The organism is Sporomusa sp. (assembly GCF_035561155.1).
Lineage (GTDB): Bacteria > Bacillota > Negativicutes > Sporomusales > Sporomusaceae > Sporomusa.
Map to the genome: position 1 here is coordinate 1 of NZ_DATMYD010000083.1, position 17,006 is coordinate 17,006.

The following is a 17,006-nucleotide window of genomic DNA, read 5'->3' on the forward strand; positions in this document are numbered from 1 at the left end:
ATTGTAAAAACTGGTTTGTACATTATCCCAGCGGAACATCGTCCAACCCTCTTTCTACCGTTCTTTACCAGTAGTATTCGACGGATATGACGATTTCTCTTTTAAAATTGGTGAAAAAATGAGGGTTTTTAAGCAGACTCAACAGGACAAAAAAAGCCCTAACAGGGAAACTCCGCTTGGCAGTATATGAGCGAAACTTCCCCGTCAGGGCTTTTACCCTTCGGGGTTAGCAATAGACGTAGACAGGCAATTTACGGTTGCCGGTAGAGACTTCTGGGCCATATCCCCAAAATTATACGATATTATTTATTTGAACTTTATTGTAACAGTCTTTTTGCAAGGTTGTCAATAAATCCGAAGCAAAATTCGACATACTTTGAGAGGTGGTTATGCTATGAAATATCAGGCAATTTTGTTTGATTTGGACGGAACTCTGACCGACCCTAAGATCGGTATTACTAAATCAGTGCAATATGCTCTTAAGAGGTTTAATATTATTGAGCCTGATTTGGACAAGTTAATCCCGTTTATTGGCCCCCCGCTTGTGGAATCCTTTCAGGAGTTTTATTCACTCAGTAAAACGGAAGCCACAGCGGCAGTGGAGTATTACCGGGAGTATTTTACTGAGTCCGGAATGTACGAAAATGCTGTCTACCCTGGAATCAAAGACATGCTTACAAAACTAGCAGCTACCGGTAAGGAATTAATTATTGCAACCTCCAAACCCACGGTTTTTTCCGAACAGATCATTGATCACTTCGGGATGTCGCAGTTTTTTAAGGCAATTGTTGGCAGCCATCTTGACGGATCACGGATTCATAAAACTGAGATTATCGCTTTTATATTATCGGAGCTTCCTCATGTTGCGCGGGAAAGGATCATCATGGTCGGCGATAGAAAACATGATATTATTGGAGCGCTGAACAACGGTATTGATTCTATCGGTGTGAGCTATGGCTACGGTGGCTTAGCTGAGCTTCAGCAGGCAGGCCCTAACTATATAGCAGCGTCAGTTAGTGAACTGGATAAGTTATTATCAAGGTAAAAAGGAAATTTATGTATATAGGTTCTAATGAAGATTACTAACGTTCTGTTAGTATAAGCGGAAGTCGTATGTTAAAAACTGCTTTGCATTGAAAAAAGCATTTGGCAGAAACTATAATTAATAGTTTTGGGAAGGAGGCGAATCTGAGTGCAACACAAAACACAGCGCAAGCACACCAAGTCCCTTAAACGCAGACTCAAACGCATGGCAGCAGCTGCTGCAGTTGCCGGTGCCGCGCTTGTGACATCTGCATTGCTACCAGGAGTACCTGCTACAGCCCATGCTTCAGCCTTACCAGATCTTGCCACACAGCCAGATACTACTGTTCAGCAGATGGTAAAAACCCCAAAAGCAAATTTTAATTTACAGTCAGATAGCAGGATTCCCCAAAAAAAGTTGGTTAAAGCACAGGCAAAGGCGGCCGCCGCCGCTCAGCGTACCCAGCAAGTTCAAAGCAAAACCCCGGTTGAAACAGCAACGCAAAACCAAACAGCAACGCAAAACCAAACAGCTAAAAAAGTTGAGGCTTCCCCTACTTCGGCCAAAGCTCCGGCTAATTCCGAACAAGTGCTAGACATTAAAGCCACTGCTTATGCGCCTGGCCCGCATGATAATGATCAGTGGGGTGACAAAACCTTCTTAGGGACTACTGTTCGCCCAGGCATCATTGCTGTTGACCCCAAGATTATCCCCCTTGGTACGCGTGTCTATATTGAGTATCCTGATGGTACAGGTCAATATGCGGTGGCAGAGGATACGGGCGGGGCCATCAAAGGCAATCGCATTGATATTGCCGTGGGATCGGTAGATAAAGCCTATGATTTCGGCATCAAGAACGTAAAAGTGCACGTTTTAGGCAAGGAGGCGTAAGGAAAATTTCCTATTCCTCAACAACCACTAATAGCAAAATCATAATATTTCCTCCGAAACCATCGGCAGCTGCCGGTGGTTTTCTTTTGCCCTGATAGAAAGCATAATTTTCTTCTGGATAAGGACGACAGCGCTTCCGCTGTCGCCAAAGGCCCGGCGCAAGCCATGTTTTCTTTATCCGCCTAGCAGGCAGTTTTGTGGGTGCCCCGTTGTACGTTGTTTGTGTAAATGTTATGATAGCCTTGAGTAGCAAAAAGTGAGTTAATCAGGACAGTGGATTGAGTCTCGGTAAAATACGGACTATAAATCATACAGGTGGCGATAAGATGTTTGATATCGTGATTGTAAATGGTATTTTAATTGATCCGGAAAAATTGACTCGAAGAAAGGGCAATGTCGGCATCAGAGCTGGGAAAATTGCTGCGATCACCCACCAGGAAATTCACGGTATTGAAGAATTTGATGCTAACGGTAGAATTGTCTGCCCTGGATTCATCGACATACATGGCCATGTGGATTGGCATGCTTATTGTGGAGAATTATCGCTGCGGCAGGGCATTACCACCACTGTCGGCGGCAATTGTGGTTTGAGCCCGCTGGATATAGAGTCATTCTTTGCAGCCCAGGAAAAAGACGGCTTTATCATCAATCAGGCGGAAATGTTTGGCCATTCTATGAGCCTGCGGGAGGCGGTAGGTGCCACAGATCCACTCAAGCCGGCTACGCCGGAGCAATTGTCCAGCATGGAATATCAAGTGGAGAAAGCCTTTTCTGAGGGAGCCTGCGGCCTATCGCTGGGCTTAGCCTATGCGCCTGGCAGCTCCAATGATGAAATAAACAATCTAAGTAAGCTGGCTGCAAGGTATGGCAGAGTGGTATCAGTAGATACGCGGATGCGAACAAGCATTGATATGTATTCTCTAGTGGAAGCGATCAATATTGCCCGGCAAACCGGTGCTAGAATTCAGATCTCCCATTTGGTGTATCAGTATGGTACCGGAGTTATGGATGAGGCTCTGGCAGTGATCGATAAGGCCAGGGCGGACGGTATGGATATCCGTTTTGACAGTGGTATGTATACCCAATGGGCAAGTCATATCGGCGCCGTTCTTTTTAGCGAGGACTCGATGGAGTCAAATGGCTGGAAGCTGGAAGATATCCTGGCTGTTACAGGCAAGTATAACGGTAAGCGTTTGAATATGGATATGTACAGGGATCTTCGTACCAATGATCCTCATGCATCGGTTGTAGTGTTTACAGGGGTGGAAGAAGAGATTTATATGGCCTTAAACCATCCCTATGCAATGCCCTCCACCGACACCGGCGAATATGCACCTGGCGAAGGACACCCGCAAATTGCCGGCAGTTTTCCCCGTTACTTCAGACAAATGGTTGGCGAACGTTATGAACTAACGATTATGGAGGCAATCCGGAAGGCCACCTTGCTGCCGGCAGAGACCCTTGGCTTCCATTCGAAGGGGCGGCTGCGGGAAGGAATGGATGCCGATTTGGTTGTATTCGATATAAAAGGCATTATGGATAAGTCTGATTTTGGTTTGCCTGATGCTACGCCTGAGGGGATTGATTATGTTTTTATCAGCGGCAAGTTGGTACTGGCTAAAGGTCAAATTATAAACACTCGCGCTGGTAAAGCCGTTAGGTGTACTACACCTGTGTATGACTATAATATCTAGAGTAACCATAAGGAGCTTTTCTGTCATCACCCCGCAACCTAAGTTGCTGGGGTGTTTTATTTTTGCAATTGTATTGGGTTGCGTTACTTAGAATACAACAGGGAGAGACTATATAGGTGTGTGTCCTCGACAGAAACACAAATAGTAAAAAATATTAGGGTGAATAGTGATAAATCTCACAAAACACCTTGAAAAACCCGGTTTGATGTAATATAATCTAGAACTATAGTGTAAAAGTGTGAAAAAATACTATAAAAGTATGTAGTCAGTATACTTTTTACAGTATTTTTAATGCAAATGGCCAACTTTCATATAACGGGCTTTGCAACATTCGAGGCAAGCGTTGTGGTTTTATTTGGCCAAAAAAGAAGGGGAGACATTTATCATGAGTAAGATGAGTTTAAAGTTCGCCGCCGTATTAACAGTAATGTTGTTAATGGCCAGCCTGCTGGCTGGTTGTGGTGGTATGTCCTCAAATGACATTAAAATTGGTATTCTTAATGAAATGACAGGCGGCAACGCAACAATGGGCACCTCATCCGCAAATGGCGCAAAGATGGCTATTAAAGAAGCCAATGCGAAAGGAGGCCTGCTGGGTAAACAGATTCAAGCCGTCATTGCCGATAATAAAAGTGAACCCTCAGAAGCGGCTAATGCAATGACAAAACTGGCAGCGCAAGATAAGGTTGTGGCTGTAACCGGTATGTTCGCCAGTTCTAATGCGATTGCAGCATCCAGCGTGGCTGAATCAGCCAAGGTTCCCTTTCTTGCCGTAGGCGCGACAAATCCCAAGGTAACTGTAGATGAGAAGAGTGGTAAAGTAAAAGACTATACTTTCCGTGTTTGTTTTATTGACCCGTTCCAGGGCACTGTTGGTGCAAACTTTGTACTTAATACATTAAAACTTAATAAGGCTGTTATATTAGTTGATAGCAGCAGCGATTATAGCAAAGGGTTATCGGCCTTCTTTAAAGATGCGTTCACTAAAGGCGGCGGCAGTATTTTAGCTGAAGAAGCCTATTTGCAAAAAGACCAGGATTTTAAGACGATCTTGACTAAGGTGAAAGCGCTGAATGCAGAAGTCCTGTATGTACCCGGTTACTACGAAGAAGTAGGTAAGATTGTTAAACAAGCCCGTGAATTAGGCATAACTGCCCCCATCGTTGGTGGTGATGGCTGGGATTCACCTAAACTAGTGGAGATTGGTACTGCCGCCGCTTTAAACAATACTTATTTCACCAATCACTACTCAGTGGATGATACCAGCGCCGCTTCCCAAGCCTTTGTCGAAGCTTACAAGAAAGAGTATGGACAAGCGCCTGATGCCATGGCTGTACTAGGTTATGATGCTGCTAATGTGCTTCTTGATGCCATTAAACGCGCCAATAGCCTTGAGCCTGCGAAAATTCGTGAGGCGTTAGCTATGACAAAGGATTACCCGACTGTAACAGGGGCGACTACCCTGAATGCTAGCCATGATGCTGTAAAAAATGCCGTCATTATTGAAATGAAAGAGGGCAAACAGGTGTACAAGGCTACTGTTAAGCCATAAAAATTGAACCCAATGGAGTGTGAGTCAGGCAATGTGCCTGGCTCTTTTTTTTATGGGAAATAATATGGGGCTTTAGGCGGCCGTTGTGAAGAGGATTTTGAGTAATATTACAGAAATGAAATAGAGTGAAATGCAAAAACGATATTGCTTTACTACTACACATGGAGGAATAAGCATGACGCCTATATTGTTTTTAGCGCCTTTTCCCGGTATGGCCGACTTGGCCACTGCGATAGCTGATAAGATGGGGGTTCGGGTTATTGTAGAAGTGACCGATGATGCGCACGTTAAATCGGTTGTGAAAAAATATACTGATGCTGAGGTTATTGTCAGCCGGGGTGGAGTGGCTGAGCAGGTTAGATCCTTTGATAACGTGAGTGTTGTTGAGATTACCATGTCTGTCAATGACTTGCTGAGTGTATTAAGCAGGCTTACCGGGCAAGGCCTCCGGCGAATTGGCATTGTCAGCCGCGCTAATTTGTTTGACGGTACTATGGGTGATTTTTGCATTGCCGATACAGAGGTGTATATTCGTTCATGTATTGATGAACAGGAAATTCAGCAAACTGTGCTGCAGTTTTTTGAGCAAAGGGTTGAGGCTGTGATTGGCTGCCGGATGGCTTACGAAACAGCCAAGGAGTGCGGTCTTGTTGCGGAACTATTAGACTCCAGTGCTGTTTCTGTTAAAAAAGCCATTGAGGAAGCTGTCCGGATTTTAAAAGCCAAAGAAAGAGAGAAACTGCAGGCGGCTCAGCTCATGGCGATTATTGATAATATAGAAGAAGGGGTCATTGCCGTAACAGATGACAAAAAGGTAAGTTTTTATAATACTTTGGCTAAGCGGATATGTACAGAACAGAACAAGAAGCTAATGTTCAGCCATATTGCAGGGTTGTTGAATTATCGGAATCAGGAAAAAATCGTGACGATTAAGGGCAATAGCGTGCTTGCTCGCGTTATTCCCCTGGAATTCAACAATAAAAAACGGGGGGATGTCATTACTTTTCAAGAGGTAAGCAGTATACAGGCGTTTGAGAGAAAAATCCGCTTTTCGTCTTATCAAAAGGGATTGTATGCTAAACGCTCTTTTAATGATATTATCGGTCAGTCGGCAGCCATGAACCAATTAATTACTAAGGCAAAAAACTATGCCAACTATAATTCTAATCTTTTGATTTATGGCGAAACGGGAACTGGCAAAGAGGTACTGGCACAGAGTGTGCATAACCACAGTAAGTGCCATAAAGGACCGTTTGTTTCGGTCAATACAGCCTCTATTCCGCCAAGCTTGCTGGAAAGTGAACTGTTTGGCTATGCTGAGGGGGCGTTTACCGGGGCGCGCAAAGGCGGTAAGCAGGGTTTGTTCGAATTGGCGCATGGTGGAACCATTTTCCTTGACGAGATCGGGGAACTTACGCCTGAGATTCAAAGCAGGCTGCTCAGAGTGCTGCAGGAAAAAGAGATTATGCGTATTGGTGATGATAAGATCATACCTGTCGATGTGCGGATTATATCGGCAACAAACCGCGATTTATTTGAGCAAGTAAAAACAGGGGCTTTCCGGCAGGATTTATATTACCGGATTCATGTGCTTGGGCTTCGCATCCCGCCGCTTAGAGAGCGGGCGGAAGATATTCCGCTCATATTTGATTATTATGTAAAAAAAATAAGTGCAAAAGAAGGAAAAAGTGTAAAGATCAGCGCTGGCGCCATGAAGGTGCTGACAGCCTACTCCTGGCCCGGCAATATTCGCCAGCTTAGAAACATTGCGGAAGTGGTGGCTTACTGTGGCTATGAACTTATTGAGCCTGAGCATATCGCTGATGTGCTGCTGGAACAGGAAACAAGGGTTGAAAACAACAAGTATATTACCATTCCTGAAGGTGGTTCGTTAAAACAAATGGAAGCTGAGATCATAAAATGTCTTTTAGCAAAAAACACGTCAGATGAAGTGTGCCGGCAGTTGGGGATCAGTAGAGTGACTTTGTGGCGGAAAACCAAGGATTTGTTTCAAAATTGAAACAGGTGTAATTTCAAATTAGAAACAAAATTTAATGGAGTGTGCCAAAAAGTCTGTGTTTTCAGCTTGGCACACTTCTTGCTATTAATTGATATGAAACTGTTGCTTGATTCAAACAGACAGGGGTGATTATCCGGCGAAACGGTGGACAGGTTCGTGGTGGCTTTAATCAAAAAAGGGGGAGACGTACAAGCATGAACAAAATGGTTAAGAACAGGTATGTATTAGCATTCATCGCATGTGTAATTGGACTGACTCTTGTACTTGCAGGCTGTGGCGGTAAGAAGGAAGAAAGCAAAGCTGCTGCCGGCGAAAAAATTGTGATAAAGATTGCTTATGGCAATAACGTTGGTGAGCCGAACGATAAGGCCGTCCGCGAGTGGGGCCGCCTCATGAAAGAAAAAAGTAATGGCAAGGTTGAGTTCCAATATTATCCAAGCTCTCAGTTAGGCTCGCAGAAAGACGTGACTGAGCAGCTGATTATTGGCTCGAACGTTATCACCATCTCTGACGGCGGCTTCTTGATGGACTATGTACCAGCATTTGGCGTTACCTACCTGCCGTACCTGTATGATAATAAAGAGCAGCTTTACAAGTTAGTCGACAGTGACCTGTTTAAAGACTTGTCTAAACAGCTAGAAACTAAAGGTCTCTATATCGTTCACAGCAAGTGGATCTACGGCGATCGTCATCTGATCGCTACCAAGCCGGTCACCAAACCCGAAGATCTTAAAGGTCTGAAAATCCGGATACCGAACATCCGTCTCTCTACGGAAATGATGAACTCCATGGGCGCGGTATCCACTCCGATGCCGCTGGCTGAAACCTATCCGGCACTAATGCAGGGCGTAATCAACGGTGCGGAAAATCCCATTCCCGTACTGTTTGGCGGCAAAAATCATGAAGGTGCAAAGTACTTAAATCTAACTCGTCACCAAGTAAATCTTTCCAGCTGGATTGCCGGTAAAAAATTCATCGACAAACTACCGCCTGATATCGTCGCGATGCTGAAAGAAACAGGCGAGGAAGCCGGACGTTTCCTAGAGAAGGAAAATGAAAAGGCGGATAAAGAAGCTATCGAAAAAATGAAAGCCGCCGGTGTCCAAGTGGTGGAAGTAGATCGGGCTGCCTTCAAGGAAAAAATGAAAGACTTCCCCCAAAAGTTCAGCAAAGAATTCCCGCCTGAAGTCATGGACAAAGTTATGAAAATCATTAACAGCAAATAATTAAAAAACGTATCCGGCCTCGGTTTAAGCGACCGGGGTCGGATTATTAAAGGATGTGATTTAATGGGACGCATTTGGAAAATAATTACGAGCGTAGACGATTTCCTGGGCATGGTGTTAATGGCTTTTATTATCTTACTGGCCACCGTTAACGTATTTATGCGGTATGTGCTCGGCAGTCCATGGGGCTGGGTAGAGGAAGTCACGATCTTTACCTTTGTTTGGCTAATTATGTTTGGTGCCGCATCGGTAATCAAAGCGGAAGGACACTGCAGTATCGACGTGATAGCCAGACGTTTGCCGCCGCAGGTGCAGCGATATGTGAATATCGTAGTGCATGGCGCCACTATCATCACGCTGATGTTAATGACTTGGTATGGTATAGAACTGATGCTGGGAGCTGGAACCAAGGTTACGCCCATGTTGGGGATACCATATACGTATGTGGATTTGGCCATACCGGTCGGATGTTCGCTTATGCTGATGTATTACGTCAGGCTATTTTGGCTCGATCTTACCGGCAAGGCCCAACAATGTAAGCTAGAGGAGCAATAAAGAATGGAAATTGTACTTGCAGCATTTGCTATGATATTTTTTGCTGGATTTAATATGCCGCTAGCCTTGGCGATCACCATGGGGACATTTATATACTTTTTCGCTGCCAATGACCTGTCGCCGGTCATGGTAATCCAACGAATGATCGGCGGTGCGGACAATGTGCCGCTCTTAGCCATTCCCTTTTTCATGATGCTGGGATCGATATTAAACTATACCGGTATTACTGAGCGGTTGCTCAAGCTTGCGGACGTGCTCTCAGGTCATTTGCGCGGTGGTCTGGCTCAGACAAATGTGGTGCTGGGGGCGCTGATTGGCGGTCCATCCGGTGCCGGTCTGGCTGATGCTGCCATGATCTGTAGAGTGTTGGTACCGGAAATGGTGAGAAATGGATACAGCCGCCCTTTTGCCGCGGCCTTAACCGCTGCGTCGGCACTTTTAGGACCGATCCTTCCTCCTGGTATCGGACTCATCATTTATGGTTTTGTCTCTGACACGTCCATCGGCAAACTGTTCATGGGCGGCATGGGACCAGGACTTTTGCTTACATTTCTGCTGATGGTGGCTGTGGACTATGTGGCTCGTAAACGCGGCTATAAGCCAACACGCACCAAGGCTGCCAGTCTAAAAGAAGTTTTTGTGGCTGCCAAAGGGGCATTCTGGGGATTGATGCTGATGGTCATTATCCTGGGCGGTATCCGTTATGGTGTTTTTACACCGACTGAGGCGGGAGCGGTTACAGTTATTTATTCTCTGATCATCGGCTTTGTCTATCGGGAAACTAGCTGGGAAAATGTGAAAGCAGCCCTGTTGGAGGCATCCCGTTCCAATGGTGCTATCATGCTTATGCTGATGGCCTCAGCAGGCTTTGCCTGGATTTTAACCTGGCAAGGTGTCGCTAACGACGTCATGGTATATCTGACAGATATCACCACCAATCCGGCAGTATTCTTGCTGATTGTCAATGTCTTTTTGCTGGTGCTCGGTATGTTCTTGGATGGCAATGCCGCAATTGTCGTGCTCACACCGCTGCTCATGCCTACCGTGCATGCCCTCGGTATCGATCCAGTCCATTTCGGTATCACCATGATCTTCAACTTATCCATTGGCGCGATTGCGCCGCCGATTGGCATAACGATGCATTTAACCTGTAAGCTGACCGGCGTTAAGATGGATGAATTCCTCAAGGAAATTCTACCGTTCTATGTGGCGCTTTTAGTCACATTGGCAATTACAACTTACTATCCTCCGCTGTCGCTGGCGCTGGCGAACATGGTCAAATAGACTGCAGAATTAGTAGCACGAATATGTGAACCTACCTATAGGAGAGTGTATATCATGAAAGCTGTATGTATTAAAGAGCCAGGCAGTATAGACATCAAAGAAATACAAAAACCACAGCGTGCCAAAGACCAAATTCTAATTAAGGTCAAGAGCGCAGGTATTTGCGGCTCAGATATTGGCGCTTATCGTGGTACTAACCCGCTTGTCTCATATCCACGTATTATCGGTCATGAGATTGCTGGAGAAATCGTCGAAGTACCTGAGGACGAAACCACCTTTACTGTCGGCGACCGGGTTATCCTTGAGCCATATGTTTATTGTGGCAAATGCTATCCCTGCTCGATTGGTCATACTAACTGCTGCGAAAACCTGACTGTGCTTGGTGTGCATATTGACGGCGGTATGGCTGAGTATTTTTCTCACCCCCGCCACCTTGTTCATAAAGCACCTGATAATATCCCGTGGGATATATTGCCTATGGCTGAGCCGCTGGTTATATCCATGCATGCTGTTACCCAGCCTAAGACGCAAGTCGGTGAGCATGTGGTCATTACCGGTTGTGGTCCCATCGGTCTCTTGGCAGCGCAATACGCGCTCACTTTAGGAGCCATCCCAATTGTTGTCGATCCGGTTGACGAAAGACTAGCGCTGGCAAGACAATTAGGAGTAGTGCACACGGTTAATCCTGTCACTAGTGACGCTGTCAAGGAAATCCAGGTAATAACGAATGAACGTATGGCCGAGGTGGTTATTGAGGCATCAGGGGATGCCCGTGCCATTCGTAGTGCCATTGATTATGTGTCCTATGCCGGACGAATCTCCTTTGTCGGCTGGCCTAAGAATGAAATCCCGCTGCCGACCGCCTTATTTACCAAAAAAGAGCTTACAATTGTTGGCTCCCGTAACAGTGTCGCCATGTTCCCTGAGAGCTTGCGCCTTATCTCTGAGAAAAAAATCGATGTTGCTGCCCTTGTCACCAAAACGGTACCACTAGCGGAGATTCCGGCTACTGTCCAGGATATTTCCGAACATCCGGAAAGATACCTCAAAGTCATCGGCTTGTTTTAATCTAATACGAAATCCAATAAGGATTTTCTTATCGACATGATGGTAGTAACGCGTCACCGCTGGCGCTTGACTACCATCATGCCTGTAAATCCTTATTGGTTACTATATACATAGGGAGTGAAGAAGATGAACCAATTAAACGCGACAACACTAAAAAGTATTATACCGCCATCAGATTTGGAGGTAGTCGCTGCTAGTGATCTACCTGAGCGCGTTATTCAGTTTGGCGAGGGTAACTTTTTACGGGCTTTTGTTGATTGGATGATTCACCGGCTTAACAAGCAAGGTTTATTTAACGGCAAGGTTGTCCTAGTTCAGCCGATTGCTGAAGGGCTTGCCGACAAAATTAATGAACAAGATGGGTTATATACCCTGTTATTGCGCGGACTGCAGGACGGGAAGATTGTTGAGCAAAAGGAGATTATTACCTCTGTTAGCCGGGGTATCAATCCGTACACAGACTGGGCTGCTTGCTTACAATGTGCCGAGAATCCGGAGATTGAGTTTGTCGTTTCCAATACGACTGAGGCCGGCATTACCTATGACCCGTCTGACCGTCTTGACAATAGACCGCCTGTTTCTTTTCCGGGGAAACTGACCGCTTATCTGTATCATCGCTTTCAGCATTTCCAGGGTAATGCTGCCAAAGGCATGGTCATCCTCCCCTGCGAACTTATCGAGCGCAACGGTGAACAGTTAAAAGCCATTGTGCTGCGATTGGCTCAGGAATGGGGCTTGCCTGCCGCGTTTAGCGAATGGGTTACAGCCAACAATACCTTTGTCAATACCTTGGTAGACCGGGTTGTTACCGGTTACCCCAGGGATGAAGTCAAAGAATTGGAACAGTACCTGGGCTATCATGATGCGCTGTTAAATACCGGTGAGTTATTCCATCTGTGGGTTATCGAGGGGCCGGAGGAGTTGGCAGAACGCCTGCCTTTTGCCAAAACAGGCCTTAATGTGATTTGGACAAACGATATGTCGCCGTACCGCACCCGTAAAGTACGCATTCTAAACGGCGCGCACACCTCATCAGTGCCGGTGGCTTATCTTTATGGTCTGGAAACAGTCAAAGAGATGATGGATCATCCGGTCATGGGCAAGTTTATCCGCCAGGTCATCTGGGAAGAGATTGTGCCAGCCATTAAGCTTGACCGGGATATGCTGAGTGACTTTGCCAAAAGTGTTATTGAGCGCTTTGAAAATCCTTTCATTAAGCACTATCTGCTCAGTATTCTGCTCAACTCGTCGTCCAAGTTTAAAACAAGAAATCTACCCTCGCTGCTTGAATACTACCAGCAGAACGGCACACTGCCCCAAAAGCTGGTGTTCTCCCTGGCTGCTCTTATTACTGTTTACAAAGACGGCATAATCGAAGGGTCTGCTATGAAAGCGCATCGCCCGGCCGGCGAGTTTATTATGAAAGATGATATATCCACCCTCGAATTCTGCGCCGCTGCCTGGAAGGCGTATGACGGTAGCTCGCAAAGTGCTGAAAAAGTGGCACATGCCGTATTGGGTAACACCGGTATCTGGGGCACTGATTTAAATGAAGTTCCTGGCCTCACTGCCATGGTAGCCAAGTACCTCTGCCGGATTTGCGAACACGGTATACAAAACACCGTGGCCAGTTTAGTCGAGTAGCGGCTTGGGTGGGAGGAAGAGCAAATGTCTTTGTTAAAAATTCATGCAAATGACAATGTAGCGGTCACATTAGCACCAGTTGCGGCCGGTGAAGTGCTGGCGGTAAACGGCCAAAGTCTACAGGCTGCTGTCGCTGTTGATAAAGGCCACAAGGTTGCGCTTACCAACATCGCTAAAGGGCAAAAAATCATCAAATACGGCTTTGCTATCGGCATTGCCTCTGCAGATATCAAGGCAGGTGACTGGGTTCACACCCACAACCTGACGACAGGCTTGGGCGAGATTTTAGATTATGAGTATAAGCCTGAACTCAATGAGCTACCGCAAGTAGAGCCGAAAGTATTTCAGGGTTACCGCCGTCCGGACGGAAAGGTGGGAATCCGTAACGAGGTTTGGATTATCCCTACTGTCGGCTGTGTTAATAAGAATGCCGAACTTATTGCCCGTCAATCAGCAGTGGAATATGGCAGTATCGCTAATATTGACGGCATCTATGAGTTCAAGCATCCTTATGGTTGTTCGCAAATGGGCGATGATCAGTTGACTACCCAGCGGATCCTTGCCAACTTAGTCGCTCATCCCAATGCTGGTGCAGTGCTGGTGCTGGGGCTTGGCTGTGAGAATAACAACATTGGTGAATTTAAAAAGATTTTGGGTGACTATAATCCGGACAGGGTAAAATTCCTGGAAGCGCAGTCAGTCGAGGATGAGATTGCCGAAGGTGTACGGCTAATCGGAGAACTTGCCGGGTACGCCAAACAGTTTTCGCGGGAAGAATGCCCTGCTTCCGAATTGATTATTGGTCTTAAGTGCGGTGGCTCGGACGGCTTTTCCGGCATTACCGCCAACCCGCTGGTAGGAGCATTTTCAGACAGACTGACCGCCATGGGCGGTACTACCGTGCTAAGCGAGGTTCCGGAGATGTTTGGGGCCGAAACCATACTTATGAACAGGGCCATTAATCAAGAGGTTTTTGAGAAAACCGTTCGATTAATTAACAGCTTCAAAGAGTATTTTGCTGCTCATAATCAGACCATCTACGAAAATCCATCTCCAGGCAACAAGAAGGGCGGTATCTCAAGCCTTGAGGACAAATCGCTAGGCTGTACCCAAAAGGGCGGTACCGGCAGCGTAACAGATGTCCTCGACTATGGCGAGCAGGTTAAAACAAAGGGGCTAAACCTATTAAGCGGTCCTGGTAATGACGGAGTGGCAACAACTGTACTGGCTGCTGCCGGCTGTCATATTATCTTGTTTACCACTGGGCGCGGTACGCCGCTCGGGACAGTTGTCCCAACAGTAAAAGTGGCGACAAACAGCGAACTGTTTACCAAAAAGCGCAACTGGATGGATTTTGATGCCGGCCAGTTGCTTGCCGGTATGAAGCTGGCGCCGCTTACCGACGTGTTTGTTGACTATATTATTGAGGTGGCTTCTGGCAGGCAGACGCAGACGGAAAAAATGGGGTTCAGGGAGATTACGATATTTAAAAATGGAGTAACTCTCTAGTAAATTTAGGATTATCCATTGACGGCATTCTTGCCCCTCTGCTATAATGACGGTGATAATTATATACAATGCACGGTTAAGGTGCCCCCGCTTGCTGGGGGGAGAATAGGGAAGTCGGAATATGGGAGATTCCATATATACGCGCGGGCCCACCACTGTACCGGGAAGACCTTACATATGTCACTCGCAAGGGGAAGGCGTAAGAGTTGATGAACCGGGAGCCAGGAGACCTGCCTTACACCGTTAAACCATCCTTCATGGAAAAGAAGGCTTTTTTGGGATTACCCAAAAGAGCCTTTTGTTTTTTCCTGATAGAAAATGTAACTTTCGCTTGGATAAGGGCAACACCGGCTTCCTCTTTCGCCAATGGCTCGGCGCAAGCCGTGTTTTACTTTATCGCTACTTGATTTTATTTAAGATACGGGGGGTTATTATGAGTTTGCTACAAGAAACATTATTGAGAATTATGGCTCCGGACACTGCTGTGATGCAGCAGGTACAGGAAAGACTGGATGGGCAGCTAAGGCCGGCCGGCAGTCTTGGACGCTTGGAACAAATGATACGGCAGTACGCCGGCATAACCGGCCAGCTGCAGCCTGCGGTGCCGCGCACCTGCATGGTTGTAGCCTCGGCAGATCACGGGGTTGCCAAGCAAGGGATAAGCGCTTACCCGGTGGAAACCACCATCCATATGACGGCCAATTATCTTATATCGAAAGGCGGCAGCGCTAATGCTTTTGCCAATTTCTGCGGAGCCGATATGGTCGTGGTCGATATGGGAGTAGCAGGTGACTTATCGCATGTCCCAGGGCTGTGGCACCGCAAAATAGCCTATGGCACTCAGGATTTTACCCAAGGCCCGGCTATGACACGGGAGCAAGCCGTGCAGGCAATAGAAACAGGCATTGAAATTGTCAATGACCGGGTACGGCAGGGGTACACCTGCTTTAGCCTTGGGGAGATGGGGATTGGCAACACGACAGCCAGTGCAACCATTGTCGGGGCATTTACTGGTTTGTCACCCGAACAGGTTACAGGACGGGGTACAGGGATTTCTGACAGCCGGATGCAGGTGAAAATTGATATTGTTCGCCGGGCGCTGGAATTAAATAAGCCTGATAGCAGGGACGGACTTGACGTTCTGGCTAAGGTGGGTGGGTTTGAGATTGGGGCATTGGCAGGTGTTGTTTTGGGATGTGCAGCCAACAGGTGTGCCGTTGTGATTGACGGGCTCAATACTACGGCTGCGGCCTTAATCGCCAACGCCATCCACCCCTTGAGCAAAGAGTATATGTTTGCTTCTCATCTGTCAGGTGAACCGGCTCACATCATTGCGCTGCGGTATCTTAATCTGGAAGCCTGTCTGGATATGGGCGTTCGCCTGGGTGAAGCGATCGGGGCCTCTGTAGTTGTCGATATGCTAACTGCGACAGTTAAAATGCTCAATAACCTGGGAGGTCAGTCTAATGTTTGAAAACATCATTACATTAATAAAGCCCTTAGATGAGGCAGCCATGGAAAAGTGTCAGCTAAGGCTGGATAACCTGACCAAACCCTTGAACAGCCTGTATTCGTTCGAACACATAGCCCGTCAATTAGCAGGAATCACTGCCAATCCCCGCCCGCGGAGCCTGGCAAAGAGTATTATCATTATGGCAGCCGATAATGGCATTGCTGCTGAAATAACAGGTGATGGCAAGGCAATAACCCCACAAAGAATTAACAGCTTCTGCCGCGGTAATGCGCCCATTCATGTGTTTGCCGAACATGTTCAAGCTAAGCCGGTTCTAGTGGATATTGGTGTAGCTTCAGACCTGCCGCAGTTGCCGGAGGTACGGCATGAAAAGGTTGCTTATGGCACAAACAATATTACTCAGGAACCGGCTATGACGCGGCAGCAGGCTGTACAGGCCATAGAGGCAGGCATTAACATTGCCCGCGAGGAAATTGCAAAGGGCGTCCAGATTCTGGGCTTAGGCGAAATGGGGATGGCAGGCACAATTCCGGGCATTGCTGTAGTTGCCTGTTACAGCGATAAGCCGCTGAACGAATTAGGCGGGCAGCTGAGTGAACTTGTCCAAACGGCAATAACCGCCAACCAACCTGATAAAACAGATCCGCTTGATGTCTTGAGCAAAATCGGCAGCTTGGCAATCGCCGGCTTAGTTGGTGTCATACTAGGAGCAGCCTCTGGCCGGGCGGCTGTAGTTCTAGACGGCCTTGCTACAAGCGCGGCGGCACTGATTGCTACAAACCTGGCACCTGAGGTTAAGGACTATTTGATAGGCTCGCATTTTGCCGTTGAACCGGCTCATCAGACTGCCCTTGATATGATTGGGATACCGGCCTATCTTAAGCTAGATATCAATCTGGGCGAGGGTGTTGGCACTGCCCTTGGCATGTCACTTGTTAATGCCTCTATGCATGTAATCAATGATATGAAAACGTTCGGCGAAGCCGAGGTTGCTGTGGCCCAGGATGGGCCGGGCGCATTAAAACAGAGCAAGGATGTTAAAGATTAGACAGTAGGTTTTCCACC

At 46.9% G+C, this 17,006-nt stretch carries 13 protein-coding genes and 2 riboswitches; all 13 genes read left to right on the forward strand.

Annotation, left to right across the window (positions count from 1 at the left end):
• Positions 1–219 precede the first annotated feature (219 nt).
• Positions 220–320, reverse strand: a riboswitch (purine riboswitch).
• A 74-nt stretch (positions 321–394) separates the two neighbouring features.
• Positions 395–1,045, forward strand: coding sequence for an HAD family hydrolase (locus VN447_RS10695; protein WP_325525343.1), 651 nt, complete (start codon positions 395–397; stop codon positions 1,043–1,045).
• A gap of 147 nt (positions 1,046–1,192) precedes the next feature.
• Positions 1,193–1,915 carry a 3D domain-containing protein gene (locus VN447_RS10700; RefSeq protein ID WP_325525344.1) on the forward strand — a complete coding sequence of 241 codons (723 nt, stop codon included), beginning with the start codon at positions 1,193–1,195 and terminating at the stop codon, positions 1,913–1,915.
• 326 nt (positions 1,916–2,241) lie between these two features.
• Positions 2,242–3,609 (forward strand): N-acyl-D-amino-acid deacylase family protein, encoded by a 1,368-nt coding sequence (locus VN447_RS10705; protein WP_325525345.1) that lies wholly within the window; start codon positions 2,242–2,244, stop codon positions 3,607–3,609.
• A gap of 385 nt (positions 3,610–3,994) precedes the next feature.
• Positions 3,995–5,161: an ABC transporter substrate-binding protein gene (locus tag VN447_RS10710; RefSeq protein ID WP_325525346.1), complete on the forward strand. Its 1,167-nt coding sequence runs from the start codon at positions 3,995–3,997 to the stop codon at positions 5,159–5,161.
• A 175-nt stretch (positions 5,162–5,336) separates the two neighbouring features.
• A complete protein-coding gene (locus tag VN447_RS10715) occupies positions 5,337–7,181 on the forward strand; it encodes a sigma 54-interacting transcriptional regulator (protein WP_325525347.1) in 1,845 nt (614 codons plus the stop codon).
• A gap of 194 nt (positions 7,182–7,375) precedes the next feature.
• Positions 7,376–8,407, forward strand: coding sequence for a C4-dicarboxylate TRAP transporter substrate-binding protein (locus VN447_RS10720; RefSeq protein ID WP_325525348.1), 1,032 nt, complete (start codon positions 7,376–7,378; stop codon positions 8,405–8,407).
• A 63-nt stretch (positions 8,408–8,470) separates the two neighbouring features.
• A complete protein-coding gene (locus tag VN447_RS10725) occupies positions 8,471–8,962 on the forward strand; it encodes a TRAP transporter small permease (RefSeq protein ID WP_325525349.1) in 492 nt (163 codons plus the stop codon).
• A gap of 3 nt (positions 8,963–8,965) precedes the next feature.
• Positions 8,966–10,246 (forward strand): TRAP transporter large permease, encoded by a 1,281-nt coding sequence (locus tag VN447_RS10730; protein ID WP_325525350.1) that lies wholly within the window; start codon positions 8,966–8,968, stop codon positions 10,244–10,246.
• A 54-nt stretch (positions 10,247–10,300) separates the two neighbouring features.
• A complete protein-coding gene (locus VN447_RS10735; RefSeq protein WP_325525351.1) occupies positions 10,301–11,314 on the forward strand; it encodes a zinc-binding alcohol dehydrogenase family protein in 1,014 nt (337 codons plus the stop codon).
• A 126-nt stretch (positions 11,315–11,440) separates the two neighbouring features.
• Positions 11,441–12,958 (forward strand): tagaturonate reductase, encoded by a 1,518-nt coding sequence (locus tag VN447_RS10740; RefSeq protein ID WP_325525352.1) that lies wholly within the window; start codon positions 11,441–11,443, stop codon positions 12,956–12,958.
• A 24-nt stretch (positions 12,959–12,982) separates the two neighbouring features.
• Positions 12,983–14,467, forward strand: a complete 1,485-nt coding sequence (locus VN447_RS10745) for an altronate dehydratase family protein (protein ID WP_325525353.1) — start codon at positions 12,983–12,985, stop codon at positions 14,465–14,467.
• 62 nt (positions 14,468–14,529) lie between these two features.
• Positions 14,530–14,719: riboswitch (cobalamin riboswitch) on the forward strand.
• Between the two features lie 181 nt (positions 14,720–14,900).
• A complete protein-coding gene (gene cobT / locus VN447_RS10750; RefSeq protein ID WP_325525354.1) occupies positions 14,901–15,941 on the forward strand; it encodes a nicotinate-nucleotide--dimethylbenzimidazole phosphoribosyltransferase in 1,041 nt (346 codons plus the stop codon).
• Positions 15,934–16,989, forward strand: coding sequence for a nicotinate-nucleotide--dimethylbenzimidazole phosphoribosyltransferase (locus VN447_RS10755; RefSeq protein ID WP_325525355.1), 1,056 nt, complete (start codon positions 15,934–15,936; stop codon positions 16,987–16,989). The genes cobT and VN447_RS10755 overlap by 8 nt, the downstream gene beginning before the upstream one ends.
• Positions 16,990–17,006: the final 17 nt, after the last annotated feature.